Origin of the sequence: Kocuria sp., from assembly GCF_030538595.1 — a bacterium.
Taxonomy (GTDB): Bacteria; Actinomycetota; Actinomycetes; order Actinomycetales; family Micrococcaceae; genus Kocuria.
Genome location: NZ_JAUNTS010000005.1, coordinates 61,369 through 87,641, shown reverse-complemented (window position 1 = coordinate 87,641; position 26,273 = coordinate 61,369). Strand labels below are relative to the sequence as shown.

At 63.5% G+C, this 26,273-nt stretch carries 21 protein-coding genes; 16 read left to right on the top strand and 5 right to left on the bottom strand.

Annotated features, from left to right (window positions below; all coding sequences use genetic code 11):
* Positions 1-46: 46 nt before the first annotated feature.
* From coaD to mutM, 5 genes are all read left to right on the top strand, one after another.
* Positions 47-544 (top strand): pantetheine-phosphate adenylyltransferase, encoded by a 498-nt coding sequence (coaD, locus tag Q4G32_RS06045; RefSeq protein WP_303349985.1) that lies wholly within the window; start codon positions 47-49, stop codon positions 542-544.
* Between the two features lie 117 nt (positions 545-661).
* Positions 662-1,207, top strand: coding sequence for a YceD family protein (locus tag Q4G32_RS06040; RefSeq protein ID WP_303350120.1), 546 nt, complete (start codon positions 662-664; stop codon positions 1,205-1,207).
* Between the two features lie 2 nt (positions 1,208-1,209).
* The gene (rpmF, locus tag Q4G32_RS06035) at positions 1,210-1,413 is read left to right on the top strand and encodes a 50S ribosomal protein L32 (protein WP_047690457.1); all 204 of its coding nucleotides are present in this window, start codon (positions 1,210-1,212) and stop codon (positions 1,411-1,413) included.
* A 5-nt stretch (positions 1,414-1,418) separates the two neighbouring features.
* A complete protein-coding gene (gene rnc, locus Q4G32_RS06030; RefSeq protein WP_303349981.1) occupies positions 1,419-2,249 on the top strand; it encodes a ribonuclease III in 831 nt (276 codons plus the stop codon).
* A gap of 3 nt (positions 2,250-2,252) precedes the next feature.
* On the top strand, positions 2,253-3,305 hold the full coding sequence (mutM, locus tag Q4G32_RS06025; protein WP_303349979.1) for a bifunctional DNA-formamidopyrimidine glycosylase/DNA-(apurinic or apyrimidinic site) lyase: 1,053 nt from the start codon (positions 2,253-2,255) through the stop codon (positions 3,303-3,305).
* Between the two features lie 138 nt (positions 3,306-3,443).
* Here the strand turns inward: mutM and Q4G32_RS06020 are convergent, their stop codons facing one another.
* The 4 genes from Q4G32_RS06020 to Q4G32_RS06005 form a co-directional block, all read right to left on the bottom strand.
* A complete protein-coding gene (locus tag Q4G32_RS06020) occupies positions 3,444-4,598 on the bottom strand; it encodes a hypothetical protein (RefSeq protein WP_303349978.1) in 1,155 nt (384 codons plus the stop codon).
* Positions 4,599-4,700: 102 nt separating this feature from the next.
* Positions 4,701-5,849, bottom strand: a complete 1,149-nt coding sequence (locus Q4G32_RS06015; RefSeq protein WP_303349977.1) for an NAD-dependent epimerase/dehydratase family protein — start codon at positions 5,847-5,849, stop codon at positions 4,701-4,703.
* On the bottom strand, positions 5,846-8,620 hold the full coding sequence (locus Q4G32_RS06010) for an alpha/beta fold hydrolase (protein WP_303349976.1): 2,775 nt from the start codon (positions 8,618-8,620) through the stop codon (positions 5,846-5,848). Before Q4G32_RS06010 ends, Q4G32_RS06015 begins: the two co-directional genes overlap by 4 nt.
* Positions 8,617-9,645 carry a 3-oxoacyl-ACP synthase III gene (locus Q4G32_RS06005; RefSeq protein WP_303349975.1) on the bottom strand — a complete coding sequence of 343 codons (1,029 nt, stop codon included), beginning with the start codon at positions 9,643-9,645 and terminating at the stop codon, positions 8,617-8,619. Before Q4G32_RS06005 ends, Q4G32_RS06010 begins: the two co-directional genes overlap by 4 nt.
* Positions 9,646-9,804: 159 nt before the next feature.
* Between Q4G32_RS06005 and Q4G32_RS06000 the strand changes: the two genes are divergently transcribed.
* On the top strand, positions 9,805-13,629 hold the full coding sequence (locus tag Q4G32_RS06000) for an AAA family ATPase (protein WP_303349974.1): 3,825 nt from the start codon (positions 9,805-9,807) through the stop codon (positions 13,627-13,629).
* 20 nt (positions 13,630-13,649) lie between these two features.
* On the opposite strand, the gene Q4G32_RS05995 is transcribed toward Q4G32_RS06000, so the two are convergent.
* Positions 13,650-14,954, bottom strand: coding sequence for an MFS transporter (locus Q4G32_RS05995; protein ID WP_303349972.1), 1,305 nt, complete (start codon positions 14,952-14,954; stop codon positions 13,650-13,652).
* Between the two features lie 122 nt (positions 14,955-15,076).
* On the opposite strand from Q4G32_RS05995, the gene ftsY reads away from it, so the two are divergent.
* The 10 genes from ftsY to Q4G32_RS05945 all read left to right on the top strand — a co-directional run bounded on the left by ftsY (position 15,077) and on the right by Q4G32_RS05945 (position 26,176).
* A complete protein-coding gene (ftsY, locus tag Q4G32_RS05990; RefSeq protein WP_303349971.1) occupies positions 15,077-16,234 on the top strand; it encodes a signal recognition particle-docking protein FtsY in 1,158 nt (385 codons plus the stop codon).
* A 210-nt stretch (positions 16,235-16,444) separates the two neighbouring features.
* On the top strand, positions 16,445-17,749 hold the full coding sequence (locus Q4G32_RS05985; protein ID WP_303350118.1) for an ammonium transporter: 1,305 nt from the start codon (positions 16,445-16,447) through the stop codon (positions 17,747-17,749).
* Positions 17,750-17,795: 46 nt separating this feature from the next.
* The gene (locus Q4G32_RS05980; protein WP_303349969.1) at positions 17,796-18,134 is read left to right on the top strand and encodes a P-II family nitrogen regulator; all 339 of its coding nucleotides are present in this window, start codon (positions 17,796-17,798) and stop codon (positions 18,132-18,134) included.
* Positions 18,135-18,300: 166 nt separating this feature from the next.
* Positions 18,301-18,954 carry a GtrA family protein gene (locus tag Q4G32_RS05975; RefSeq protein ID WP_303349968.1) on the top strand — a complete coding sequence of 218 codons (654 nt, stop codon included), beginning with the start codon at positions 18,301-18,303 and terminating at the stop codon, positions 18,952-18,954.
* A 155-nt stretch (positions 18,955-19,109) separates the two neighbouring features.
* On the top strand, positions 19,110-20,735 hold the full coding sequence (gene ffh / locus Q4G32_RS05970) for a signal recognition particle protein (RefSeq protein WP_303349967.1): 1,626 nt from the start codon (positions 19,110-19,112) through the stop codon (positions 20,733-20,735).
* Positions 20,736-20,761: 26 nt separating this feature from the next.
* Positions 20,762-21,244, top strand: a complete 483-nt coding sequence (locus tag Q4G32_RS05965; RefSeq protein ID WP_303349966.1) for an NUDIX domain-containing protein — start codon at positions 20,762-20,764, stop codon at positions 21,242-21,244.
* A gap of 297 nt (positions 21,245-21,541) precedes the next feature.
* The gene (locus Q4G32_RS05960; protein WP_303349965.1) at positions 21,542-22,243 is read left to right on the top strand and encodes a transcriptional regulator; all 702 of its coding nucleotides are present in this window, start codon (positions 21,542-21,544) and stop codon (positions 22,241-22,243) included.
* Positions 22,244-22,464: 221 nt separating this feature from the next.
* A complete protein-coding gene (locus tag Q4G32_RS05955) occupies positions 22,465-23,775 on the top strand; it encodes a hypothetical protein (protein ID WP_303349964.1) in 1,311 nt (436 codons plus the stop codon).
* A gap of 67 nt (positions 23,776-23,842) precedes the next feature.
* Positions 23,843-25,342: a sensor histidine kinase gene (locus tag Q4G32_RS05950; RefSeq protein WP_303349963.1), complete on the top strand. Its 1,500-nt coding sequence runs from the start codon at positions 23,843-23,845 to the stop codon at positions 25,340-25,342.
* A 120-nt stretch (positions 25,343-25,462) separates the two neighbouring features.
* Positions 25,463-26,176 (top strand): response regulator, encoded by a 714-nt coding sequence (locus tag Q4G32_RS05945; protein WP_303349962.1) that lies wholly within the window; start codon positions 25,463-25,465, stop codon positions 26,174-26,176.
* The last annotated feature ends 97 nt before the right edge of the window (positions 26,177-26,273 follow it).

Below are 26,273 nucleotides of genomic sequence, written 5' to 3'. Positions count from 1 at the left end.
AACACCGGCACCGCGTACCGGTCACCAAACCGCTAGCGTGGTGCCCATGACACCGACCAGCGCACGCCGTGCCATCTGCCCCGGATCCTTTGATCCCATTCACCGCGGGCACGTGGAAATCATCCGCCGTACCGCGTTGCTGTTTCCGGAAGTGGTGGTTGCCGTGAGTGACAATCCCAAGAAGTCCTACTTCTTTGACCGGCAGCAACGGCTGGACTTGGCGGAGGCTTCTCTGCGGGGCATCCCGGGCGTCGTCGTCGAACCTCTGGAGGAAGGATTACTGGCGCGGTATGCGGCGGATCGGGGAGCCGTGGCCCTGGTCAAGGGGCTGCGTTCCGGGCAGGACTATGACTACGAGCTGCCCATGGCCGCCATGAATCGGGCGCTGACAGCGGTGGAAACGGTTTTTCTGCCGGCCAATCCCGATCTGCTGCACATTTCCTCCAGCCTGGTCAAGGAGGTGCACGGGCTGGGGGGAGACGTGGCGCCGTTCGTGCCCGAGCCGGTGTACGCAGCGCTGACGGCGCGCTCGACTGGTGTGTGACGAGAGATTCGCCACGCCGTGCCGACTCGGTTGAGCCTGAGCGGAGCAACCGAGTAGGATAGGCCGCTGGTATTGGACCCACAGGAGCAGATCATCGTACGTGCCACCCCATCACCCCTGAGCATCAACGTCAGGGACTTGGAACACCGTCCGGGGACCATGCGCACCTGGCAGGAGACAGTGCCCGCGCCGAGTGATTTCGGCAATGCGCTGATTGGGGCCCCCGAAGGCTCTGAGATGGTTTGCGATCTGAGACTCGAATCCGTCCATGACGGAATCCTGGTTTCCGGGGACGTGACCATTAGCCTTGAAGGCCAGTGCAGTCGATGCCTCGACCCCATCACCGACCAACTGGTGGTGGAGGTGCAGGAACTCTTCCTGTTCGACGCCCCCTCCGAAGTTCCGGAGGACGACGACGAAGCCGACGAAATGTACGAAGTCCAGGACGAAACCATCGACCTGGAACCCATGCTTCGGGACGCAGCGATCACCAAGCTGCCGTTCCAACCGGTGTGCCGGGAGGACTGCGAAGGTCTGTGTGCCCAATGTGGCGTGCGGCTGGAGGAGCACCCGGGTCACCACCATGAAGTGCTTGATCCGCGCTGGAGCGCCCTGGAAGGGCTGTTCGGTGCGGATTCCGACACCACGAGAGAAGAGAGATAGCAGTGGCTGTTCCCAAGAGGAAGCTCTCGCGTGCAAACACCCGCATGCGCCGTTCACAGTGGAAGGCAAAGGCCCCCAAGCTGGTCCGTTCGGTAGAAAACGGCAAGACCGTTTACAGCTTGCCGCACCAGGCCAAGCTGGTCACCGACTCCGCGGGCACCGCCCTGTACTACGAGTACAAGGGCCGCAAGGTAGCCGACGCCTGAAAACGGTGAACGATTTTCAGGATCTTGAGAAGCGTCTCGGCGTCGACATCGACGCCGAGACGCTTCTCATTGCCCTGACGCACCGCTCTTACGCCTACGAGCATCCCGGTCAGGTGCACAACGAACGCCTGGAGTTCTTGGGCGACTCCGTGCTGGGGCTCGCGGTGACCGATGAGATTTACCGGCGTTATCCGGCGCGCTCAGAGGGCGAACTGGCCAAGATCCGCGCCTCCGTGGTCTCCACACGGACCCTGGCGCAACTGGCACGGGGTCTGGACTTGGGTCCGTTCATCCGGCTGGGCAAGGGTGAAGTGCGCACGGACGGTCAGGACAAGAACTCCATCCTGGCGGACACCATGGAGTCGATCATCGGTGCCGTGTATCTGACCCACGGGATCGAGCGCGCCCGCAGCTTTGTGCTGGGCATGATTGTGCCGCTGCTGGAAGATGACTTTGTGATTCACGAAGGCCGCGACTGGAAGACCGAAATCCAGGAGTTGGCCGCCATGCGCCACCTGGGCGCCGTGAGCTATGCGGTGGTGGGTGCCGGACCGGATCACAACCGTTCGTTTGTGGCCACGTGCGTGATCGGTGACGACGACGCCGGCGCGGGTGAAGGTACGTCCAAGAAAGAAGCCGAGCGGCGGGCTGCTGCGGCTGCTTATCTCAATTTGACGGGTACCACCCTCACCGATGGTCACGGTCGGCCTGTCCAGGCCCCCGGCTCCCAGACCGTGCCGGCCAGCCCGGTTTCGGAGCAGTCTGTGGCTGAGAAGAAGTCCCGGCGCGCGCGGCGTGGCCCCGGTGGAGCCGCGTCCGATTTCCCGCGGGATTGACGGATGCCTGAACTGCCCGAAGCAGAGGTGGTCCGCCGCGGTTTGGCCCGGTGGGTGGCAGGGCGCGTGGTGGAATCCGTCCACGTTCTGGATGCCCGCTCCGTACGCCGGCACGTTGAGGGACCGGATGCCTTTGTGCAGGACCTGACCGGTTGCCGAGTGCTGGATGTTGTCCGCCGTGGAAAGTTCCTGTGGATGCCGCTGCAGCCGCCGGAACAAGGTGGTGCCGGCGGCACGTTTGATGCTGACGCCACGTTTGATGGCGGCCTCAGCTCTGATCCTGCCGCACAGGACTCTGCTGCTGCTGCACCTGCACCCGCGCTGGCGCTGATGGCTCATCTGGGGATGTCCGGGCAGATGTTGGTGAAGAATTCCGAACTGCCGGATGATCGCCACCTGCGTATCCGCCTGACCCTGTCTGAAGCCCCGGACCCCGAGCACCCCGGTGCGACTCTGCCGGGTGAATTGCGGTTTGTGGATCAACGAATTTTTGGCGGGATGTTCATTGACGATCTGGTGCCCACCGCAGATGGCGCCCCCGCCGGACAGGGTCTTCGCGGTGATGCCCTGATTCCCGAACACGCCGCCCACATTGCCCGCGACCCGTTGGACCCAGCTTTTGACATGGACGCGGTGCACGAGCGGCTGCGGCGTCGTCGTACTGGAATCAAGCGAGCGCTGCTGGATCAAGGTTTGGTGTCCGGCATTGGCAACATCTACGCGGACGAGGCACTGTGGGAGGCGCGCCTGCACTACGCCCGCCCCACGGAAACTCTCACGCGGGCGGAGACCCGGCGCGTTCTGGAAGCCGTGCAGACGGTGATGACCCGGGCGCTGGAGGCCGGCGGCACCAGCTTCGATTCCCTCTACGTGAATGTGAACGGGGAGTCGGGGTACTTTGCGCTGTCCCTGAACGCCTACGGGCAGACCGGTGAACCGTGCCCGCGATGCGCTGCAGCCGGGCGGGAAGGCGTGATTGTGCGGGAGCAGTTCATGAACCGCTCGTCCTTCCGGTGTTCTGTCTGCCAGCGGAAACCGCGCAACGCTCGTTTCTGAGCCCAGGCCAGCTCGTCAGCCAACTTGCGCATGGCAAATGCGCTGCGCCGACCCCGAAAACGCATTTGGCGCGTCCAAGTTCGGATCGGCAGCCAAGCAGCATGTCGCGCGTTGAAAGGTTGTGTCAGCCCATGGAAATCAGCGGAGGTACTGCTCGCGGACCTTCAAACCCTCTTCCAACTCATCCAGGACACCTTGCATGAACAGCTTGCGGTGATGGTGGTCGGTGGTCATGGAGGCCACAAAGTTCAGACCCGCAAAGGCGGCAAGCACCAGGCAGACCTTGAGCAGTTCCTGGCTGAGCGGCAGACCGGGCATCAGCCACGGAAACACGATGTGGGGTGCCTGTCCGGTCCACTGCGCAATGGTGGCCACCGGGATGGAGAGCATGCCGAAACCCACCAGAAAGGCAAAAACCAGCAGGCTGAAAATCCCTGCCTGGATGGTCACCACCAGGGTGGGAACAGCCAGGATATTGGCTTGTTCCATCAGCCGCGGTGGTGTGGCAGAGGATTTCAAGTGGGCCTGAAGGTGCGAACCGCGCACAATCTCCGCTGTGAGCACCATGTTCAGAACATTGGCAAGGACCAGCAGAACGACGGCGGTCAACGTGATGTTGAGCCACGATATGGCCCCGGCGATCTGCCAGATGTTTGAGTTGTAGAACAGGAACAGCAGCACCAACATCAGCAGTGGCAAGGCTCGGATGACCATGGCCCCAACACTTTGCAATTCCTGGATGATGCGTTGAATGGACCACAAAGTGATCACGCCCAGCCCTAAATAGGCACCAACCAGGAGAGCCGCCACCAGGGTCACGGCGGTGAGAAGATTGATCCCAAGTCCAATTTCCCAGGGTGCCACCATCACCGCCAACAAGGTGATCAGTAGCCCTGCCAGGACCACGCCGGCCCGGACACGTGTCCGCCCACGCCGGACCACCAATGCCACCGCCCACAACATGAGGGGTGAGCACAGGTGGATGACCAGTACCACCCCCGCCACAATGGTTGTGGTCCACAGAAGGTCATCGGGGAGAGTGTCAGCCTGAAGGTAGTCCACACCGGCGCGGCGTTCGGCAGCCACCAGCACTCGCAATCCGATGGCCTGTGTCAGCAACAGCAGACCGAGCACCACCAGCATGGGGCCGGTGTAGGGGATGAGTTCGCGGCGTCGTTGGCTGGGCCGGACCACCAGGGGTAGACCTTGCTGCCGTAGCCGCTCGGCCAGAAGCACCTGCGCAGACTGTCCGGGACCGGTGACTCGTAAGCGCCGCATGGCTGTGGATTTCATCTCACCTCAAGCCTTGTGCCGAGTGCGCAGAACTTTGGGCATGGCAAATGCGCTCCAGGAATCCCCACAGCGCATTCGCCATGCCCAAGGTTCCACGGCGGATCAGCTGACCTTGCGCCGGGTCTTTTCCAACCGCTTTTCCCGGATTTCAGCCACCACCGGCATGGGGTTCTGGGTGTAGTAGGCCTTCAACCGAGCCATGCCTTCTTCAAGGGACACGGCAGGCTTCCACCCCAGAACTTCCTGGGTGCGCTTTTGGTCGAACCAGTGCGCCGTGGAGAGCTGTTCGGCCAGGAACTCAGTCATGGGCGGCTCATCCTGACCGGGTTTGATCGGCCAGATCTTTTCAATGACCCTGCCCGCAAACTTCACCAACCCGGCGGGGACTTTACGGGTGGGAGGGGCCACGGAACCGGCCTTGCACATCAGCGCAATGATTTCACCCACCGGGCGCGGCTGCCCGTTGGTCACCACAAAGGCCTCTCCGTGGCTGACCTCGATCCGTTCCAGGGCGCGAACAATCGCCTCGGCCGCGTTGTCAATGTAAGTGGTGTCAATGAGTGCGGCGCCATCGTCCAGCAGGGGCAAACGACCCCTGGCGGCGCGGTCCACAATGCGTTCCACCAGCTGCGTGTCTCCGGGGCCCCACACAATGTGCGGGCGAATGGCAGTCACGCGGAAGTTGGGTGAATCGGCTTCCAGGGCCAGCAATTCTGCAGCGGCCTTGGACCGGGCGTAATTGCCACGGGCATGCCGCGGGTCAGCCGGTTCGGCGCCGTCGCCTTGGATGGATTCTCCGGTGTGGGCCACCGATGGCGAGGAAACGAACACCACATTGCGCGCGCCCGCCATTCGAGCAGTTTCCAAGATCACGCGAGTGCCCGTGACGTTGGTGTGTACAAAATCGTCCCAGTCACCGGCAAATGAAACTTTGGCGGCAAGGTGCACCACATCGTCCACCCGCTCCATGGCAGCTTCCACGGCCTCCGGGTCCGTGATGGAGCCCAAGACCTGCTCGATCCCGTCCTCCTGGGCCAGTGCGGCGGGGCTGCGCTGCATGATGCGTACCTGCCATCCGCGATCGCGCAGGAGACGCGCCACGGCGGCACCGAGCATTCCGGAGGCACCGGTCACCAGAACGCGGCGTCCCTCACCGCGCAGCGCCGAGACATCGCGCAATTCAGCCGGTGTGGCCCTGTGGGCACGGCGCGGGGCGTGCGCTTTGGCGGGTGTGGTGGGTGTTGGACTCATGGGTTCTTGATCTTTCCCCCGCCAAGGGCTGCCTCAGCCCAGTCGGCGAGCAGGGTTCGGTCAATTTTGGAATTGTGGCGAACATCCGTGGGGTGGGCTTTGACCACCAGCACGGCAGCCAGATCCAGTCCGGTGGCTTCGGCGACGGCGGCCCTCACCTTGGCAGCCAGCGCCGGCCGGGCCAGACCCACCGACCGTGAGGCCGGCTCCGTTTCGCACACGGCCACCGGAACCTGGGCGCCTCTGCGACCCACACCAACGATCGCGGTGCGGCCCACGCCCGGAACTTCCGCTGCGGCGTGTTCGGCCGCCACGGGGGCCACCACGCCGTCGGCGGTGTGCAGTACGTGGCTCAGCCGCCCTTCCACCCACAGGCGTCCCTTGGCGTCAAAGTGTCCGACGTCGCTGGTGGAGTGCCATCCGGGAAGCCTGGTGGATTCATTTTCCGTGACCCACAGGTGGTCGTAGCGGTCCTTCATGTGTGGTGCCTGCGCCACGATTTCACCCAGAATGCCGGGTTGATCCGTGAGCTCTCCTGCTGGGACGCCGTCGTGATTCAACGGACGGATGCGGATGGTGGCCCCGGGTACTGGGGTCCCTACGCACACACCACCTCCAGCACCTTCCACGCGCGGCGTACCGTGCAGCCCGGCCTCCGGGTTCTGAGGCTGTGAGTCCACGGCGGCCTCGCGGATGGTGGGAAGGTCAACATCCGTGAGGGGCAGACACTCGGTCATGCCGTAGGGGGTGTGCAACACAGCGTTCGGCAGAAGATCCTGCAGATCCTCCAACAGCGTGGGAGGTAGCGGGGCGCCGGCCGACAGCATGAGTTTGACGTTGCCCAGGGCCTCACGCTGGTGCGCGGAGAGTTCGTTCTGCGTGGCCAGCACATTGACGATGGCGGCGGGGGAGGCAAAGACCGAGGTCGCTTCAATGGCACCGGCGGCATCCGCCAGAGCACGAGCTGTCAGTGTCCGCGGCTTGGTGACGTCCATGTCCGGGGTCACGGAGGCAGCGCCCATGGCCGGGGCCAACAGAGCAAACGGAGCAAAGGCCGCCACCAGGCCGGTCCCGGGGCGCAGGTCACAGACGGCAGCAACGGCATCGCGCATGGCGGCCATCTGACGTTGGGTGTAGACCACGCCCTTGGCGGGCCCGGTGGAGCCGGAGGTGAACAGCACCGCTGCATCAGCTTCCGGGTCCAAGACGGGGAACGGAATGGGTGGGGTCTTGGCCAGCTCGGCAACCGTGTGCGCCACCCCCAGGGCCTTGGTCCGGACAGGGTCCAAGTCGGTCACGCTGATCCGGGTACCCGGCCAGCCAAAGGCTTGCGCAGCCGCCAGCGCGCGGGGGATGCCCACCAGCCACCGGGGGGCAGCGCCCTTCAGTGCACGGGAGAGCCCCTTGGCGCCCAGGCCGGTGTCCGCCACCACGATCACAGCACCGATCCGGAAACACGCGTACATCAACGTGGTCAGATCAGTGCCCGGGGGAATCATCAGATTGATGCGGTCCCCGGGGCGAACACCAATGTTGAGCAACCCCGCAGCAATGGAATTGACCCGCTGATCCAGCTCGGTCCAGGAGAGCCGCTTCTTCACCGCCGGCTCGGAGTCATTGGTGGCCGGTCCCATGTCCACCGTGGCCACTTCCCAGGCGTGGGCCTGCTGGGCTGCACGTTCGGTCAGCCCAGTGTGGAAGGGTTTGAAATCGGCGGGGAGCGGGTCCGCGGTTCCGCCGGGGCGAACGGCCTGGTGTTGCTCACGGTGAGTGTGATCATCCACAAAGTTCTCGGTCAACCACCGCATGATGGGCTCTTGAACCGGGCGGTCCTGGGGCAGAAGGTGATTGGCGCCTTCATACCGATGCACCGTGGCCTGCGGGAGGCGCTGGATCAAATCCTGGAGGTACTGCTCCTTGAACACCGGATCCTTGGTACCCCACAGCAACAGGGCGGGAACGGTGGCGGTGGAGACCCACTGAGCCGTGCGCTCGTACCGGGAGTTGGAGGGATGCCCGTCAAAGGCCGGGATGTCCGCCACAAAGTTCTGGATGCCCTGACGGCGTTCGGCAGTTTGATACGGGGCTTCAAAGGCCTCCTGCACTTCCTCCGAGATTCCCGACTCCACCAAAGTGACGGAAACGTTCAAGAAGGCCTTGGACTTGGAGGTCAGCGATCCGTGCACGGCTGGTGCCAGGGCCAGCCGCAGGGGTGCTGGGATGGCGCCGGTGGCAGGGTCGTGGTAGACGGCGGTGTTGGTCATGATGATGCCCGCGTGCACGGCCGGATGCAGTTCTGCCCAGCCCATTGAAATCAGCCCGCCCCAGTCGTGGGCAAGGGTGACCACGGGGTCGTCGTCGTCAATTCCCATGGCAGCCGTGAGGTCGCTGAGATCCTGGATGCGATCGTCGTAGCGTCGGTTCAGGCCAGTGCGTTCGGAAAAACCCATGTCCAGCTGATCCACGGCCACAACGCGCCACGGGTGCTCGGCTTCAGTGGCGGCTGTGATCACATCACGCCACAGATAGGACCAAGTGGGGTTTCCGTGGACGGCCAGGACGGTGCCCACCGGCTGCTTGCCCTCTGCCTCCAACACCGACTGGTTGTCCAGGACGTGCCAGCGGCGCAGGCGGCCGCGGACGGGCTCACACGCCGCATTGGAGGCCACCTCCACCGTGGTGGACCACCGCGGGTCAATACCCGGCAGCGGAGTGTCCGTGTAAGGCAGGTGGGGGCTGGTCGGTGCGGAAGTGTTGCCCGTGTGACTCACCAGTCGATCTCCATGAAAGTCGCGTTCAATCCGGAGCCCACGCCCATGGCCAGCACCCGGTGTCCGGGCTGGAAGGCGCCCTCCGCTTGCTGGGCCAAAGTCATGGGCAGGGCAGCTGCGGCCACGTTGCCCCAGAAGGGGAAGGTGCGCGGCAGCTTGTGCGGGGGGATGCCGATGTCGTTTTCGGTCTTGTCCGTGTGGGACGTGGAGACCTGGTGGGCAATCACCCAGTCAAAGTCATCCCATTCAAAGCCCTGGGTGCGGGCTTCCTCCCACGTGGTGGTCAACAGCCCAACACCGTGTTTGAGCAGCCCGGAGGCATCCGTGAACATGCCATCGAAGCCGCCGATGCACAGCCCGTGGTGCTCGGTGGCCGAGCGGGTCACGGAGGTGCGGATTCGGTGCCCCTCCGGGTGAGCATCCGCCTTGCCCACCACTGCCGCTGCGGCACCGCACCCCAGGGTCAGGGTGGCGAATTCCCGGATCACATCCGCGCGCGTCACATCCGGCTGCTGCAGTCGCTCGAAAGCCTCACGGTGCCAGGGGGTGGGGTCTTCACCCGCCAGAACGACGGCGTAGTCCACCGCTCCGGCGTCAATCATGGTGGAGGCAACGGTCAAGCCGTTCACAAAACCCAGGCACGCGTTGGTGATGTCAAAGTTCAACGTGGAGGTGGGCAGCCCCAGGCGTGCGTGCTCGGAGACGGACAAAGCGGGTTCGTACCCGTCGCGGGTCACCGAGCAGTTGACCAACAGGCCCACCTGATCCGGGGTCACACCGGCTTCCTCCATGGCCGCTTGGGCGGCTTCCACGGCGGCGTCCGTGTAGTGCCGACCCTCTGACCAGACACGGAATTCGCGCACCCCAGCCAGGCGTTCCAGCAACCCGGTGGGCAGCTTCAACCTGTTGAAGGTGTCCGCGAGCTTTTGATCGGCAGTCTCCGAGGCCACCACCACGTCCGCTTCCACCTTCTTGATGGACAGAAGGGAGGCGTTTTGATGGCGGATGATCGAGTTTCCTGGCAAAGCACGGCGCTTTCGTAGAACGGATACGGACAGCTTGGGTCAGTCTAGCCACCGGTGTGAAGCCCCCTGCGCATCGGTGCCTGTGTTCTCCCGTGGCGCAGTGCCGCAGCGGCGAGCGTTAGGATTCTGCGGACGCCCCCTGACCAGGAGATAACCCCCGTGCACTTGAAGACCCTCACCGTGCGTGGCTTCAAGTCCTTTGCCTCCGCCACCACGTTTGAGTTCGAGCCCGGGGTGACCTGTGTGGTGGGGCCCAACGGCTCGGGTAAGTCCAATGTGGTGGATGCGCTGTCCTGGGTCATGGGGGAGCAGGGGGCCAAGACCCTGCGCGGCGGCAAGATGGAAGACGTCATTTTTGCCGGTACCTCCGGACGAGCTGCCCTGGGCCGAGCGCATGTTGCCCTGACCATTGACAACACCGACGGCGCCCTGCCGATCGAATACACGGAAGTCACCATTTCCCGGACTCTGTTCCGCACAGGTGGTTCCGAATATGCCATCAACGGTCAGTCCTGCCGTTTGCTGGACATTCAAGAATTGCTGTCCGATTCCGGTTTGGGCCGGGAGATGCACGTGGTGGTGGGCCAGGGGCAGTTGGATCGCATTCTGCATGCCACACCGGAGGAACGCCGCGGTTTCATTGAGGAGGCTGCGGGGATTCTGAAGCACCGGCGTCGTAAAGAACGCACGGTTCGCAAATTGGAAGGCATGCAGGTCAACCTGGACCGTCTGGAGGACCTGCTCAGCGAAATCAGGCGCCAGCTCACCCCGCTGGGACGCCAGGCCCGGGTGGCTCGGCGCGCTCAGCGCATCCAGTACGACGTCCGCGACGCCCGGGCGCGCTTGCTTGCCGATGATCTGGTGCAGGCACAGGCCGCACTGGCTGTTGATGTTGAAACAGAACGTCGGTTGCGTGAAGAAAAGCAGACCGCCGAACGGGATCTGGCCCAAGGGCGGCAGCGGCAGGACGAGTTGGAGGCTCGCGCCGCTCAAGCCATCCCGGCCGTGACCGCGGCGCGTGAGACCTGGTACGAACTCACTGCCGTGCGTGAACGGCACCGTTCCTTGCATCAGCTGGCCGCTGAACGACGCCGGTTGTTGGGCACCACGGAGCAGGCTCCAGCCGGTGACCGTGATCCTGAACGATTGACCGAACAGGCGCAGCGGACCCGGGAAGAGGAACGTCAGATGTTGTCCCGGGTGGAAGCAGCCGTGGACACTCTGGCGGAGGCCATCCAGGACCGGGAGGATGCGGAGGCCGAGGCAAAACAGGCCGAGGCTGCCGTGACCGCGATCCTGCAGGCTGCTGCGGATCGCCGCGAGGGGATGGCCAAACTTTCCGGGGGCGTGGGATCGGCCCGTTCCCGGGTGGAAGCCGCTGAGAACGAACTGCAACGCCTGCGCGACACAGTGGCGCAGGCCGCGCAGCGGCGGCACCGGGCAACGGGTGAAGTGGAGGCACTGCGGGTGGCCGCAGATGATGCCACGGCGGTGTTCCAGCGCGCCCAGTCACGGCGGGATCAAGCCGTGGAGACCTATGAGACTGCGCGGGATCTTGCCCGAGCGGCAGATGCGACTCGGACGGAAGCGCTGCGGTCCCACGATGCCCAGGCTGCCCGTGCGGAGGCGCTACGTTCCTCCGTGCAGCAACCGGATGGTTCACATGTGCTGCGTGCCCAAGCCGCAGGTACCGTGGTGGGCGCTGTGGCTGAACTGCTCGCGGTGGAAACCGGGTGGGAAAAAGCCGTGACGGCTGCCCTGGGCCCACTGGCCGAAGCCCTGGCGGTGCGCTCACACACGGCAGCGGCCAGCGCCTTCCAAGCCCTGCGTGAAGCCGGTTCCGGTAGGGCCCACGTTCTGGTGGTCAGCCCCGACACCGCGAAATCGGGGGGCAACCCCGGTGCGGGAACGGCTGCAGATGGCGGTGCGGGTACCCACACCGCTTTGCCGTCCGAGATTCATCGTCTGGCAGGAGTTCGAGCCGCAGCAGATGTTGTTTCCGTCGCCGGCCACCAAAACCATGCCGATCACGCGAGCGTGGCACCGGCCGTGGTGGCCCAGGTCCGCGCCGAATTGGCCACCACCGTGCTGGTCCAGGACGCCGCCACCGGGTTGCGGGTTCTGGCCGAACACCCCGGGGTGCGTGCGGTCACCCGCCAGGGTGATGTGTTCTCCCCGCGCAGCGCGTGGGGCGGCGCCACAGAGGCCGCCGGCTCCATGGAAACCTTGGCGCGAGCAGAAGAAGCCGAGACCCTGCTGGCCGAACTGGCCGTGGCCTTGACGGAAGCCACGGCTGCCGCAGAACAGGCACACGCCGAACGTGACCGCTTGCGCACGGAGGCCGAGGCAGCGCGCGCCGAATCCCAAACAGCAGAACGCGCCCACCAAGCCGCGCAGTCTGCTCTTTCCCGCACGGAGGCCGTGCTGGCATCCGCCCAAGCAGAATCCGAACGATTCGACCGCCAGGTTCATCAAGCGCAAGACCAGGTGGCTGCCCACCAGCGCGCCTTGGTCGATGCCCTCAATCGCTTGGAGGCAGCTCAGGACACCACTGATGACGACGCCGATGAGCAACGTCACCTGGTGGCGGTGGCAGCACGCGACACGGCCCAAACGGCGGCCTCCACCGCACGGTCTGCAGAGACCGAGGCACGATTGGCACTGCGTTCGCTGGAGGAACAGGCCCGTGCCTTGGGCAACCGTGCGCATTCACAAGAACGGGCGGCGGCTGCCGAGCGCCGCGCCCGTGAAGAGGCGGCGCAACGGGCTGAACGGCGTCGTTTGCAGGCCCGCAATGCCCAAGCCACGGTGGAGGCCGTGGAGCAGATTGTGGTGCGCATTGACGCCTCCGTGGAGCTTGCGGAAGCGCAGCGGGAACGGGCAGAGCGGATACGTGCGCAGCTTGATACCGAACTGGCAGGAGTGCGCACCGCCAACGATGCCTTGGCCACGCGCGTTCACGAACTCACGGACAGCGTGCACCGGGATGAGCTGGCCCGGGCCCAACAGCGCGCTCGGATTGAGTCTCTGGAGGCCAAGTCTCTGGATGATCTGGGATTGACTCCGGATGCTCTGGTGGAGAATTACGGGCCACACCTGCTGGTCCCGGATGCGGATGCCGTCCTGGAGGTGGCTCAGCAGCGTGATGAGCGGGCGGCTGCAGCCGCAGCCCGTAGGGAGTTGGAGGCCGAACGGGACGGAGTGGACCCGCAGGAACTTGCGGCTACCTCTGCTGACAGCGGGGATGATTCGACCGCAGAGGATCTGGGCACAGCGGCCGCAGTGGAGGCTCCTCAGGCCGATCCCGGTGCGGCACTGGGCACACCGTACGTCCGCGCTGAACAGGAAAAGCGCCTGGCGGCTGCGGAGAAGGATCTCAGCAAGCTGGGGAGGGTCAACCCCCTGGCGCTTGAAGAGTTCGCTGCTTTGGAGGAACGGCACTCCTTCCTCTCGGAACAGTTGGAAGACCTCAAGAAGTCCCGCGCTGACCTGCGCCAGATCATCAAGGACGTGGATGAACACGTGGAGCGGGTCTTCACGGAGGCATGGCACGACGTCGAACGAGAGTTCACCGGCGTGTTCTCCACCTTGTTCCCGGGGGGTGAGGGGCGTCTTCGGTTAACCGATCCCAGTGATTACCTCACCACCGGGATCGAGGTGGAAGCCCGGCCTGCGGGCAAGAGGATCAAGCGCCTGTCCCTGCTCTCCGGTGGAGAACGGTCCCTGACGGCCATTGCCATGTTGGTGGCCATTTTCAAGGCCAGGCCATCGCCGTTCTACGTTCTGGACGAGGTGGAGGCGGCTCTGGACGACCGCAACCTGGGACGGTTGTTGACCATCATTCGACAGCTGCAGGAGTCCTCACAGCTCATTGTGATCACGCACCAAAAGCGCACCATGGAAATCGCCGACGCCGTGTACGGGGTCACCATGCGTGACGGCGTGACCACGGTGCTGGGACAGCGACTCAAAGACCTCCGCTGAGGTGCTGACGCGGTCAACTTTCATGACTTGGGGGACTGAGGGCCGGCGGCGTCACCCTCGGAGTCCTCCCGCAACGGGACTTGGGGAATGGAGCCGGTGGGAACGGCATCGACGTCGTGGCGTTTGGTGGTGTCCGTGACTGGAATCCAGGCCAGGCTGGCCAGCAGCAGCATGAGACCGGAGAGCCCGAATGCCCATCCGAAGCCTGCGGCATCCACGATTGCACCGGCGGCAATGGGGCCCACGATCTGCCCGGCGTCCATGGACATCTGGAACCGGGCCAAGACCTGTCCGCCGGAACGATGAGGACCAACCACGTCTGCCACGGCGGCCTGCTGTCCCGGGCTCAACGTGCCCGAACCCACCCCGGCCAGGAAGGAAGCCACGGCAAAGACGTAAACATTCTCCGTCACCCCGACCACGATGGTCATGGCACCTGCCACCAGCAGGCCCGTGATGACCAAGGGCTTACGCCCCAGCTGATCGGCCAGTCGCCCGGTGAAGGTCAGGGCAACGGCCGAACCTGCGGCATAGATGGTCAAAGCGACGCCGGAGAGCACGGGGCCCGCGCCAAAGGCTGCTGCAACCAGCAGGGGAACCAAAGCCACGCGGATGCCGTAGGAGGTCCAGCCGTTGGCAAAGCCAGAGACCAGCGCGGCGCGGTACGGCCCGAAAGCCCAAGCCTCTTGGAAGGACATCCGCGGTTGCGCCGTTCGACTCTTTCGGTCACCCAGAGCATCAGGTGCAATGCGGAAGTACACCACGGCTGCGGCAATCAGAATCGCCACGCCGTAGATGAGGAACGGTGCACGCAACCCAATGCCGGCCAGCAGGCCGCCAATCACCGGACCCAAAATGCCGCCGATCAGAAACGTGGAACCGTAGAGCCCGGAGATCCGCCCGCGTTCGGAGACGGGGGAGAGACGCACAATGAGCCCCATGGCGGAGACCGTGAACATGGTGGAGCCAATCCCACCCAGACCGCGGTAGATCAACAACTGCCAGTAGTCCCCGGCAAAAGCGGTGGCAAAGGAGGACAGCGCCACAATCAGCAAGCCGGTGATGTAGGTGCGGCGCTCGCCAATCTTGTCCAGAATTCGGCCGCCCGCCGGGGCAAAAATCAGCCGACAGAATGCAAAGGCAGAGATCACAGCGGAAGCCGCTGCCACACCCACGTTGAAGCTGGCGGCGTACTGCGGCAGCACGGGCACCACAATGCCGAAGCCCAGCGCAATGGCAAAGGCCGCAGCAATCAGGACTTTGACTTCCTGCGGAATGGGTTGTTTGGGGGCCTGGTTGCGGGCCGCACGCTTGGCTGGGGACACGCCAGAAGTCTAGGAGGGCTTGCACGTATTGCCGTGATCGTTCGCCCTGGGCTGCGGGGGTTGGTGGTGTCATGCGGTGAACCAAGCTGCGCGGGCCGTGCCGACCATGATGCAATAAGCACGTGGACCAGATACCCGTGTTTGTGTACGTGATCGTTGCCGTCGTGATCCTGACGATCTTGGGCTTTGTGCTGCTGCGCGGCCCCAAGGCACCCCCCGGTGGATACACCTCCACCCGAGATGCCGATGACCCCGCACCGGAGGGCGCCGGGGATGCTGAAGGACAGGAATCCACGACGACGACGGACGAGGCCACCGCCACGCCCACACCCACCAAACCCAGTGTGGACCGCCCGGAGTCCGTGAACACCCGCATGGCCCGCCTGCGCGGTCGACTGGCCAAGTCCAACAACGTGTTCGGCCGCGGGTTGTTGGCACTGCTGTCGCGTGACCGCGTTGACCAAGATGTCTGGGACGAGATCGAAGAAACCCTGCTGCTGGCAGATCTGGGCGCGGATGCCGCCACGGACTTGGTGGAGTCCTTGCAGCAGCGAGTCAAGGTGGAAGGCACCCAAGACCCCACCCGCGTGAAGGCCATGCTGCGCGAAGAACTGCTCAAACTGGTGGACCCGGCCATGGATCGTTCCCTTGCCATCGACCGCAAAGACCTGGCCCCGGCAGTGGTTCTTGTGGTGGGAGTCAACGGCGTGGGCAAAACCACCACGGTGGGCAAGCTGGCGCGTGTGTTGGTGGCCGAGGACAAAGACGTGGTGCTCGGTGCTGCGGACACCTTCCGCGCCGCCGCCGCCGATCAACTCCAGACCTGGGGCAATCGCGTGGGCGTGGTGACCGTGCGCTCGGAAGCTGAAGGTGCAGATCCGGCCTCGGTGGCATTTGATGCCGTGAAGGCCGGAATTGAAGCTGAATCTGATGTGGTGCTGCTGGACACCGCCGGGCGGTTGCAGAACAAAGCTGGGCTCATGGACCAGCTCGGCAAGATCAAGCGAGTGGTCTCCAAAGCCGCTGAAGTGGATGAAGTACTCCTGGTGATTGATGCCACCACGGGACAGAACGGCATGGTCCAAGCCAAGGTGTTTTCCGAAGCTGTGGATGTCACGGGCATTGTGCTGACCAAACTGGACGGCACTGCCAAAGGCGGCATTGTGGTGGCCATTCAGCGGGCACTGGGTGTTCCGGTCAAACTCATTGGATTGGGTGAGGGCCCGGATGATCTGGCTCCGTTTGACCCGGAGCAATTTGTGGACGCACTGCTCGACTGAACTGGGCGGCCGATCTGGATGGCCGAACTGGATCAGATGGCCAAGCTGACCGGCCGCGTCATCTGACCGTCACACGCACACCCCGCACGAAACATGACGGCAACAGGGCCAACCGAGAACGGAAACATCCCCCTTCTTGAATGCAGGTGAAAGATTCACCGTGATTCGGCTGTGAGCCGGATGGGCAGGAAGGGAGGCAGCGTGGATTCGATCACGCTGACAGCTGGCGACGTGTGGACGGTGGTGGCTTCGGCCCTGGTGCTGTTCATGACCCCCGGTTTGGCTTTGTTCTACGGCGGGATGACTCGCGCCAAGGCTGTTCTGAACATGATGCTCATGAGCTTCATTTCCATCGGCCTGGTCACAGTGGTGTGGGTGCTGTGGGGTTACTCGATGTCTGGTGGGGATTCCATTCTGGGTGGTCTGGTGGCCGATCCAACCTCCGCCTTCGGTTTGAACAACCTGATTGGCACCGGCGACCTGCTGGGGGCTGCGTTTGGTGCCACCTTTGCCATCATCACCGTGGCCTTGATCTCCGGGGCCATTGCAGACCGCGCCAAGTTCGGTGCCTGGGCCGTGTTCGTGCCCATCTGGGCCACCTTGGTGTACGCACCGCTTGCCTTCATGGTGTGGGGTGGTGGGCTGCTCACGGAAGATGGCGCCATCGGCTCCCGTTTCGGGGAGGCAATTGACTTTGCCGGCGGTTTGGTGGTGCACATCAACGCCGGTGTGGCAGCGGTGATCCTGATTGTGATCGTGGGTGCGCGCAAGGGCTTTGGCAAGGACCCCAACCAGCGTCCGCACAACCTGCCCTTGGTCATGCTGGGCGCCGCCATTCTGTGGTTCGGCTGGTTCGGCTTCAACGTGGGTGCCGCTGATTCCCCCGAACAAGCCGGTCTGATCCTGGTCAACACCATGGCAGCACCGTCTGCTGCCATGCTGGGGTGGTTGTTGACCGAACGGATGCGCGATGGTCACGCCACCTCCCTGGGTGGTGCCTCCGGAGTGGTGGCGGGTCTGGTGGCCATCACCCCCGCCTGCGCCAACATTTCCCCCATCTGGGCCATGGTCCTGGGCTTTGTCTCCGGCATTGCCTCAGCCATTGCCGTGGGTCTGAAGTACCGGTTGAAGATGGACGATTCGCTGGACGTGATCGGCGTGCACCTGGTTTCAGGGCTGGTGGGCACCGTGGCACTGGGCTTCATTGCGCTGCCTTCGGAAGGTACCGCTGGCTTGTTCTACGGTGGCGGTTTCGGGTTGTTGGGCACACAGGTGCTGGCGGTTGTGATCTCCGTTGCCTATTGCGCGGTGCTGACCACCATCATTGCCGTGGTGATCGACAAGACCATTGGGTTCCGCATCACGGAAGAAGAAGAGATCCAGGGAATCGACGTCACCACTCACGCGGAATCCGGGTACAACCTGGCCGGTGATGCTTCCGGTTCTTTCCTGCCGCGCACCACCACGGGCGCCAGTATGCGTCCCGCCGAGTCCGGCAAACCCAAACACTTCTGATCACTGACCCGCAAGCTCTTTGTCTTCTGTACCGAAAGGCTCCTTGATGAAACTCGTCACAGCGATTGTGCGCCCGGAGAAGTTCCCCCAGATCAAATCTGCATTGGAGGAATACGGGATCCAGGGCATGACCGTTCAAAACGTCCACGGGTACGGGCAGCAGCGCGGGCACACGGAGGTCTACCGCGGAGCTGAATACACCGTGGATCTGCTGGAGAAAACCCGCATTGAGATTCTGGTGGAGGATGCAGCGGAGCAGGACGTTGTAGGTGTTCTGGTGTCCTCGGCCAATACCGGACGCGCAGGCGACGGCAAAGTGTGGGTGGTGGACATCGCGGAGGTGGTCCGGGTCCGCACCGGCGAACGGGACGACACCGCCATCTGAGAACCGGTCCACGGAATTGAACGACGCCGGTGGGCCCGGTCTGCGGACCGGGCCCACCGGCGTCGTCAAAATCACAGGATCCTTCCGGTGTATGGCCAGGTTCTTTCATAGACTGGTGAATCGCGTGCGGGGATCCCACGCACTGTGGGAGAGGTGGCCACCGGACGTGACTCAGATTGCCCAACGCGCGGCATCCATGCGCAGCAAGTACAACCGTCAGATGCGGTTCTTGGCTGTGGGCGGGACCTGCTTTGCCCTGACCGTGGTGCTGAACTTTGCCTTGAAGTGGACGGTGCTCAGTTCCAACCCCACCACGTCCATGATCGTGGCCACCACGGTGGCCAGCGTTGTCTCCTACTACCTGAACAAGAAGTGGACCTTCTCCCAGCAGGGTGCGCACAACTCGGGACTGGAGATGATCCTGTTCGCTGCGGTCTGCGGCATCGGCATTCTGCTGAACAGCGCACCGGTCTACGTCTCCCGGTATGTGATCGGGCTGGAAACCCCCGCCTACAGCCTGCTGGTCCAGGAGACTGCTGACTTCATCGCGGGGCCCATTCTGGGCACCGCTCTTGCCATGGTGTTCCGCTGGTGGGCCATGGACAAATTCGTCTTCCCCAAGGTGCGCAAAACCGTGGTGGCTGAACCCGCGGGAGTGGATGCGGATGGCCGCCAGCAGTACGTGGCCACTGTGACGCCCCTGAACACCGGAGAGATCCGAGTTCAGCGTGCCAGGACTCAGAATGCTCGTGGTACCGGGGGTGCCACGCAGGAACTTCCGGTGGTGCAGACCCAGGATCAGCAGCGGCTCTCCGCGTAAGACCCGGGCGCGAATGCGCCCGCACGGGGGAAGGTTGTTAACCTGGGTCATTGCCACCTGCGGCCGTAACCCACTGCGGTCCGTGATCGTGGCCCACTGCGGCTCAGAGCCGTTTCCCTTTTTGTCTTTTTGCCGTACCGCACAGCGAGGAACCCGTGTTCAACTCCCTCTCCGATCGCCTCACAGCCACGTTCAAGAACCTGCGCGGCAAGGGCAAGCTCACCGAGGCAGACGTTGATGCCACCGTGCGTGAGATCCGGCGTGCCTTGCTGGATGCTGACGTTGCCGTCCCCGTTGTCCGCGAGTTCACCGCCGCGGTCAAGGAACGCGCCTTGGGTGCGGAGGTCAATGAGGCGCTGAACCCGGCTCAGCAGATCGTCAAAATCGTCAACACCCAACTCCAGGACATTCTGGGTGGGGAGACCCGACGTATTCGGATGGCCAAGTCCGGCCCCACGGTGATCATGCTGGCCGGCCTGCAAGGCGCCGGTAAAACCACCTTGGCCGGAAAACTGGGCAACTGGTTGAAATCACAGGGGCACCGACCACTTCTGGTGGCCTCCGACCTCCAGCGTCCCAACGCCGTGACCCAGCTACAGGTGGTGGGCGACCGTGCGGGGGTTCCGGTCTGGGCCCCGCATCCGGGGACCACTTCCGAATTCGACGACCCCACGGGTGATCCCGTCCAGGTGGCCCGCGATGGTGTGGCACACGCACGCGCCAAACTGTTCGACGTCGTCATCGTGGACACCGCGGGACGCCTGGGCGTGGACCAGGCGCTGATGGCCCAGGCCCGGGACATCCGAGATGCCGTGGACCCGCAGGAAGTCCTGTTCGTGATTGACGCCATGATCGGTCAGGACGCCGTCCAGACCGCACAGGCGTTCAACGAAGGCGTGGATTTCACGGGCGTGGTGCTTTCCAAGCTCGACGGCGATGCCCGCGGAGGTGCCGCACTGTCCGTGGCCTCCGTGACTGGCAAACCCATCATGTTCGCCTCCACCGGCGAAGGCGTGAAGGACTTTGAACAGTTCCACCCGGACCGCATGGCCAGCCGCATCCTGGACATGGGCGATGTCCTCACCCTGATTGAGCAGGCCGAACAGAACTGGGACCGGGCAGAAGCCCAGAAAATGGCCCAGAAGTTCGCCGATCAGGAGGACTTCACCTTTGATGACTTCCTGGTCCAGATGCAGCAGCTCAAAAAGATGGGCTCCATGAAGAAGCTGCTGGGCATGATGCCCGGCATGGCCGGGATGCGTGAGCAGATCGAGGCTTTTGACGAATCCTCCATTGGGCGTATTGAGGCCATCATCCGTTCCATGACCCCGCACGAACGTGCTGCGCCCAAGATTCTCAACGGCTCCCGCCGCGCCCGCATTGCCAAAGGCTCCGGAGCCACCGTCTCTGAGGTGAATCAGCTCATGGAGCGGTTCATGCAGGCCCAGAAGATGATGAAAAAGATGGCGCAGGGCAAGGGCATGCCGGGGATGCCCGGTATGGGCGGCGGCATGCCAGGCATGGGTGCTGGCGGCGGCAGTGGTATGCCTGCCATGGGCGGGATGCCCGGAATGCCTGGCATGGCCGGGGGCAAGGGCAAGGCCAAGAACGCCAAGGGCAAGAAGAAGGGCTCTCGTTCCGGCAATCCGGCCAAGCGAGCTCAGGAAAATGCGGCAGCCACCACCAAGCAGTCAGCAGCGGGTTCTGCTTTCGGTATGCCACAGGAGCAGCAGCCGGATCTGAAGGATCTGCCCAAGGGTTTTGAGAAATTCCTGAAGTAACAACCACGGAAGGCCAGCGCCGCGCCATGAGTTCCCACCTGCCTGAACACGAGCTGAAAACGTTCATCGACTCGTTGCCCACCCGCCGGTTGGCCTCAGCTGCCGTGATCCGCGACGAGTCCGGGCGGGTTCTGCTGGTGGAGCCCAACTACAAGGACGGCTGGACGCTGCCCGGCGGCACCACAGAGGCCGGTGAAGATCCCCGGACCGGGTGCTTCCGGGAAGTCGTGGAGGAAGTGGGTCTCCAACTGCCGGAGGGTCGTCTCCTGCTGGTGGCCCACGGGATCAACCAGGGCATCTGGGGAGACTCCGTCTCCTTCCTTTACGACGGCGGCCAGATCCCGTCCAACACCACCATCACGGTTCAGGAAGAAGAACTACTGGGCCATGAGTGGGTGGCCCCGGAGGAACTGGATTCCTATCTGCCGCCACGGGTGGCCGAGCGTATCCGCACGGCCATTGCGTGCATTGCCGATGGCACCACGGTGGAAGTCGGTTCTTTGCACTGACGCAGCAGCTCACCAGGCCCTGCGTGAGCTGGTGGCTTCAACCACAGCCGGTGGATGGGTGGCGTAACAAAAGCAAATCACCTTGCACTGGCCGAAGGTGAGTGAATAATCTGCGCTTGTAGACGTGGTTTGCCAGCGCAAACATTTTGATGTCTAGCCAAGTAGTCGACCCATCAGGGGCTACAAGCCGCGTGTGTCCGCTGCTTGGTGGTCGTCGACATCGAAAGTGCTTCTGTTGCTGCGGACCTCTCTACATGAAAAAGCACCGAATCCACATCGCGCTTCAAAGGGGAGACCGTGAAAAACCTCCAGCATTCGTCCATCGCACTAGCCGCCGTCCTCAGCGGAACGCTTCTGATCACTGGCTGTGGCGGCAGCAATGGGGACTCCAGCACAGACGAGTCTCAAACTGAGACGACCACGACGGCCACCGAAACCGCCACGGATGAAAACACCACGGCCACGCCCACCGATGCAGCAACTGATGAGGCCTCGGAGACCGAGACTGCCGAGGCAGGTTCCGCGGCTGATGCCAGCGGCGACCAGACTGAAGTTGAGGTCGGTGAAACCATCGAGGATCCGGACATGGGGGACTCGATTGAGGTGGTCTCGGTGGTTCGTGACTTCCAGTCGGAGGAAGAGGCCGAGACCATTGACGCCGGCGGCGAGGTGGTGCTCATGGAGGTCAAGGTCACACCGGGTACGGAGTACGGTGGGTTGGTCTCGGCTGGGAACTTCAAGATCTCCTGGGACGATGGCGCTGACTTCTGGAACAACAAGACTCGCTCGGTGGAGTCTGAAATGGAGTCGGCCGGATTCACCCCCTTCGAGGATGTATCACGGCGTGACGGCGGTGAGCACACAGGGTGGATCGCATTCGTGGCGGATGAGCGCGCGGACACCTACCTGGTGGAGTACACCCGCCGTGGCGCTGATGTCATCGGCTCGGACGAGACCATTGACGAGTTCACCACGGAATTTGAAATACCGGCCGCATGACCAACCACGCCAAAGGTCAGCTGGGAGATCCGCTGAATCGGTGTTGATGTCATCATCTCCTGATTTCTGCTCCTAGACATGGGTGAGGACCGCGGGCCCGGATTGCTGAACGCACCGGGTCCACGGTCCTTTCCATGACCAAGAAGGCGGGTATCTCGGTAAGAAACATCATCTAGTTTTGGGCAGGCGGACATTCAGGGCGCGCTAGTACGATGACGGACATGACACCTTCACATCACGGACCTGCCGGCGGGTCCGATGCACTGCCCGATCCCACGGGCGGCATGGGTGCTGACGATCCGGATCGCGCCGTGCCCACAGGAGCTGCCCAGAGCGCTGGGGATCGTGCGCTGGGCGGATGGAACATCCTGCCGCTGGCAGTCCGCATTGACGGTGTTCAGCCCTACACCCTGCCGGGTGACCCAGCGGGTGATGAGCCCGCGGAATTGGTGCCCACCCCGCGCGGGATTCGCAGCGTTCTAGGGTACCACCGTGCAGTGGCAGCCTGTGCTGAAGGGCCTTCCTACCTCCAGGTTGCAGTTCTGGTGGACGACGACGGCCGAACGGCAACCGTGGGAGCAGACGGATCCGTGGTGGCCGGTGACGCCGTGGAGGAATTGGCAGCCACTGTGCACCGGATGACCGGTCAATTGCTGGAACCCGTGCACCCGCACCTGCGCCGGGCCCTGGTGGTCCACCTGGACGCCCCGGAGCTACCCCTGCTGGCGGCCGCTGCACAGGTTGGGTTGACGGCGGTTTCCCGGGATGGTTGGTCCGTGGTGATTCCCGACGACGAAAACGGCTGGTGGGCCCTGCGCACCGGTTTGGCGGAACCTGCCATTGCGGTCTCCTCAGATGGTTCGGCCCGTTCCCTGGAAGTGCTGCTGGGGGATGAAGACCCTGCGAGTTACACGGACATGGACCACGTGGATGCCGTCTGCGGACTGTCCTGGGGGCCGCAGTGGACGGCAGTGTCCGGTGCGGAGGATGCCTCTGCCGCGGCGGCCTTGACCCGGGAGGTGGTGGGGATCTGTGGTTCCCGGACCACGCAGGTGCAGATTGAATCTGTGGCTTCTGTACTTGATCTGGATCCGGTGGACACCAAACGCCTGGCCAATTACGTGGACGGGCCCTCCACTCCGTTGGTTCTGGAATCTGTGCTGCAACTCCTGGGACTTCCGCCCTTGGCAGCAAAGATTGTGGAGGGTGCAAAGGACATCAACGACGTCGAAGGTGTGACCCACTGGGAGCCGGGCACCACGGCGCAGGCTTTTGTCCAGGCGCTGACCCAGAAGCCCACTGCAGCCGGTGTGGTTCCCAGTCTTCACCGGGCGGTGTTGAAGCGGCCAGAAATCCTGTTGGCCGTAGCTGGGCTGGAAGTGGCAGCCGGTACGGGCCTTGCCGCGCTGGCTCGCAGGTCAGGACAGGCTGCCCCGGCGCTGGGTGCATTGTCAGCACTGGCCTTCACGGATGCCGCCAGCATGACGGCGTGGTACTCGGCGATTCGTCGTCGTGGTGGAGAACGCAGGTAACTGCGCCGAGTCCAACTCCGCCCCCAGGCGGATCCGCGGCCGGTCTGGCAGCGCTAACGTGGTGCGGGTGAGTACTGAAACCACCGTCACCACTGTGGACCCGGGGGCTGAGCCTGCTCAGTCCACAACACGTCAACGGGTTCGGAGATGGCCAGAAGTGGGGTTGGCCGGGCTGATGGGACACCCGGAGGCGGGTGCCTGGCAGCGGCCAGATCCCGGACCGCAGGGGAACCGCCGTGATGCCGTGGGTGCCATGCTGCTCACATCCGCAGCGCTTCTGAACCTGGCGTTGTCGGAGAGTTTTTACGGCGTCACAGAGGGCAGTCAGCGCTGGTGGGGCTACGCCGTGATTTTGGCCATTGGACTGCCGCTGATCTTCCGGCGACGCTGGCCCATCCTGGTCATGACCATCTCCACGGTGGCGTTCATGGTGGGTAGCTACATCAACATCTTGTCCACCTTGGCCTTGGCCACGCAGGTGGTGTATTTCGCCTCCATTTATGCGGCAGTGGCGTGGAGCCGATCCCGGGAAGCAGCCGGCATAGCGGTTGTTGCCCTGGGGCTGGTGATCACAGCTTGGGGCACCATCGATCTTGCCGTGGCCTCCAGTTTTCGGGACATAGCCGAAAACTTTGACGCGGGAGATGGCCCCTTTGACCCCTTGAGCGGCTACATCCTGCTCATGGTGCTGGTGAATCTCGCCTTTTTCGGGGGTGCCGTCTATGCGGGGCGTGCCTCCTGGAGAGCCGCGTGGCGTAGAGAGCAGATTCAACGGCAATCCGTAAAAATCGCTGAACAGGCCGATGCACTGGCCCACCGTGCGGTGGTGGATGAACGGCTACGCATTGCCCGGGAACTGCACGATGTTGTGGCCCACCACGTCTCTGCGATCGGCATCCAAGCAGGTGCCGCCCGCAAGATGCTGCACCAAAACGCGGAAGCCGCTGAACAGGCCATGCGCACCGTAGAAGCCTCCAGCCGTCACGCAGTCACAGAAACTCGGCAATTATTGGGGGTGCTACGGGAAGACGGTCCTGAGCACACTGCATTCACGGCCCACGGTGCCGAAGACTTGCAGGATTTGGTGCGCCAATACGCTGACATGGGGCTTTCGGTAACGCTGACACTTGCCATCGAATCCCAGGACTTGGCCGATCTCCCGCCGGGACTTGGGCTCTCCCTCTACCGCTGCGTCCAGGAATCATTGGCCAACGTTGTCCGCCATTCCACGGGACGCCAGGTTTCCGTTGTGGTGCGCAGTTTGGAAGCCCACGATCCTTCACAGGAAGCCCGCCAAGTTTCACCCGGGGCCAGTCGCATTCTGGAATTGGAGGTTCTGGACAACGGTCGCCCACGCGGTGGCACCTCCGGCAGCGGGTACGGTCTGGTGGGAATACGCGAACGTGCGCAGATCCACGGCGCAAGTTGCGACATTGGCCCCAGAACTCCGGGCCCAGGATGGCGGGTCCGCATTGACTTTCCCTTGGTCCGGTACTCCTCCGACGTCGATCGGGGGAGCTCCGCTGGTCAGATGAAGGTGACTGGCCAGGCGGAGGTAGCCGGCTAGGCGAACTGCTGGTCCAACGGATGTCGCTGGCCAAGTGGATGTACCCGGCGTAACGGATGTCGCTGGCCACATGGATGTCGCTGGCCTTATGGATGCCACGGCATGGAAGGATTTTGAGACATGATTCGCGTGCTGCTTGCCGATGACCATGCCCTGGTGCGTTCCGGTTTCTCCATGGTGCTCTCCACCGAATCCGACATTCAGGTGGTGGATCAAGTTGTCAACGGATTGGAGGCGGTGCAACGCGCTGCTCGCGGAGACGTGGACGTGGTGCTCATGGATGTGCAGATGCCCGTCATGGATGGCATTGAAGCCACTGGCCAGATCGTGGCTGCAGGCGGCACCAAGGTGATCATCTTGACCACCTTTGATCGGGACGACTACCTGTTTGCGGCTCTGCAGGCCGGGGCCAGCGGATTTCTGCTCAAAAATGCTGACCCTGATGATCTGATTGACGCACTGCATGCAGTGGCAGACGGCCACGCACTGTTGGCCCCGGAGGCCACCCTGAAGGTCATTCGGGAACTGAGCACCCGCTCCGCCACCTCCGAGTCACCAACCACACCGCCGGCAACTTCCGAGGTACACCGCACAGCAGATGAACAAAGGTCCGTGGACTCGCTGACCGAACGGGAAACGCAGGTACTCCGCCTGGTGGCGGATGGCATGTCCAATGCGGAGATCGCCCAGGCCCTCTTTCTGGGTGCTGCCACCGTCAAAACGCATGTTTCCAATGTGCTGGCCAAAACGGGCAGCCGAGACCGGGTCCAGGCTGTGGTTTTTGCCTACCGAACGGGGTTGGTCAACCATCCCCGCGGGGGAGCAAACCCCTGACCGAGTTCCACCTTGCGGCGGATCCCCTGACCGGTGTGGCTTTCTAAGCTGGCTGAAAGAGCACATGTCAGCAGCCAGAACATACATGTGGCAACCT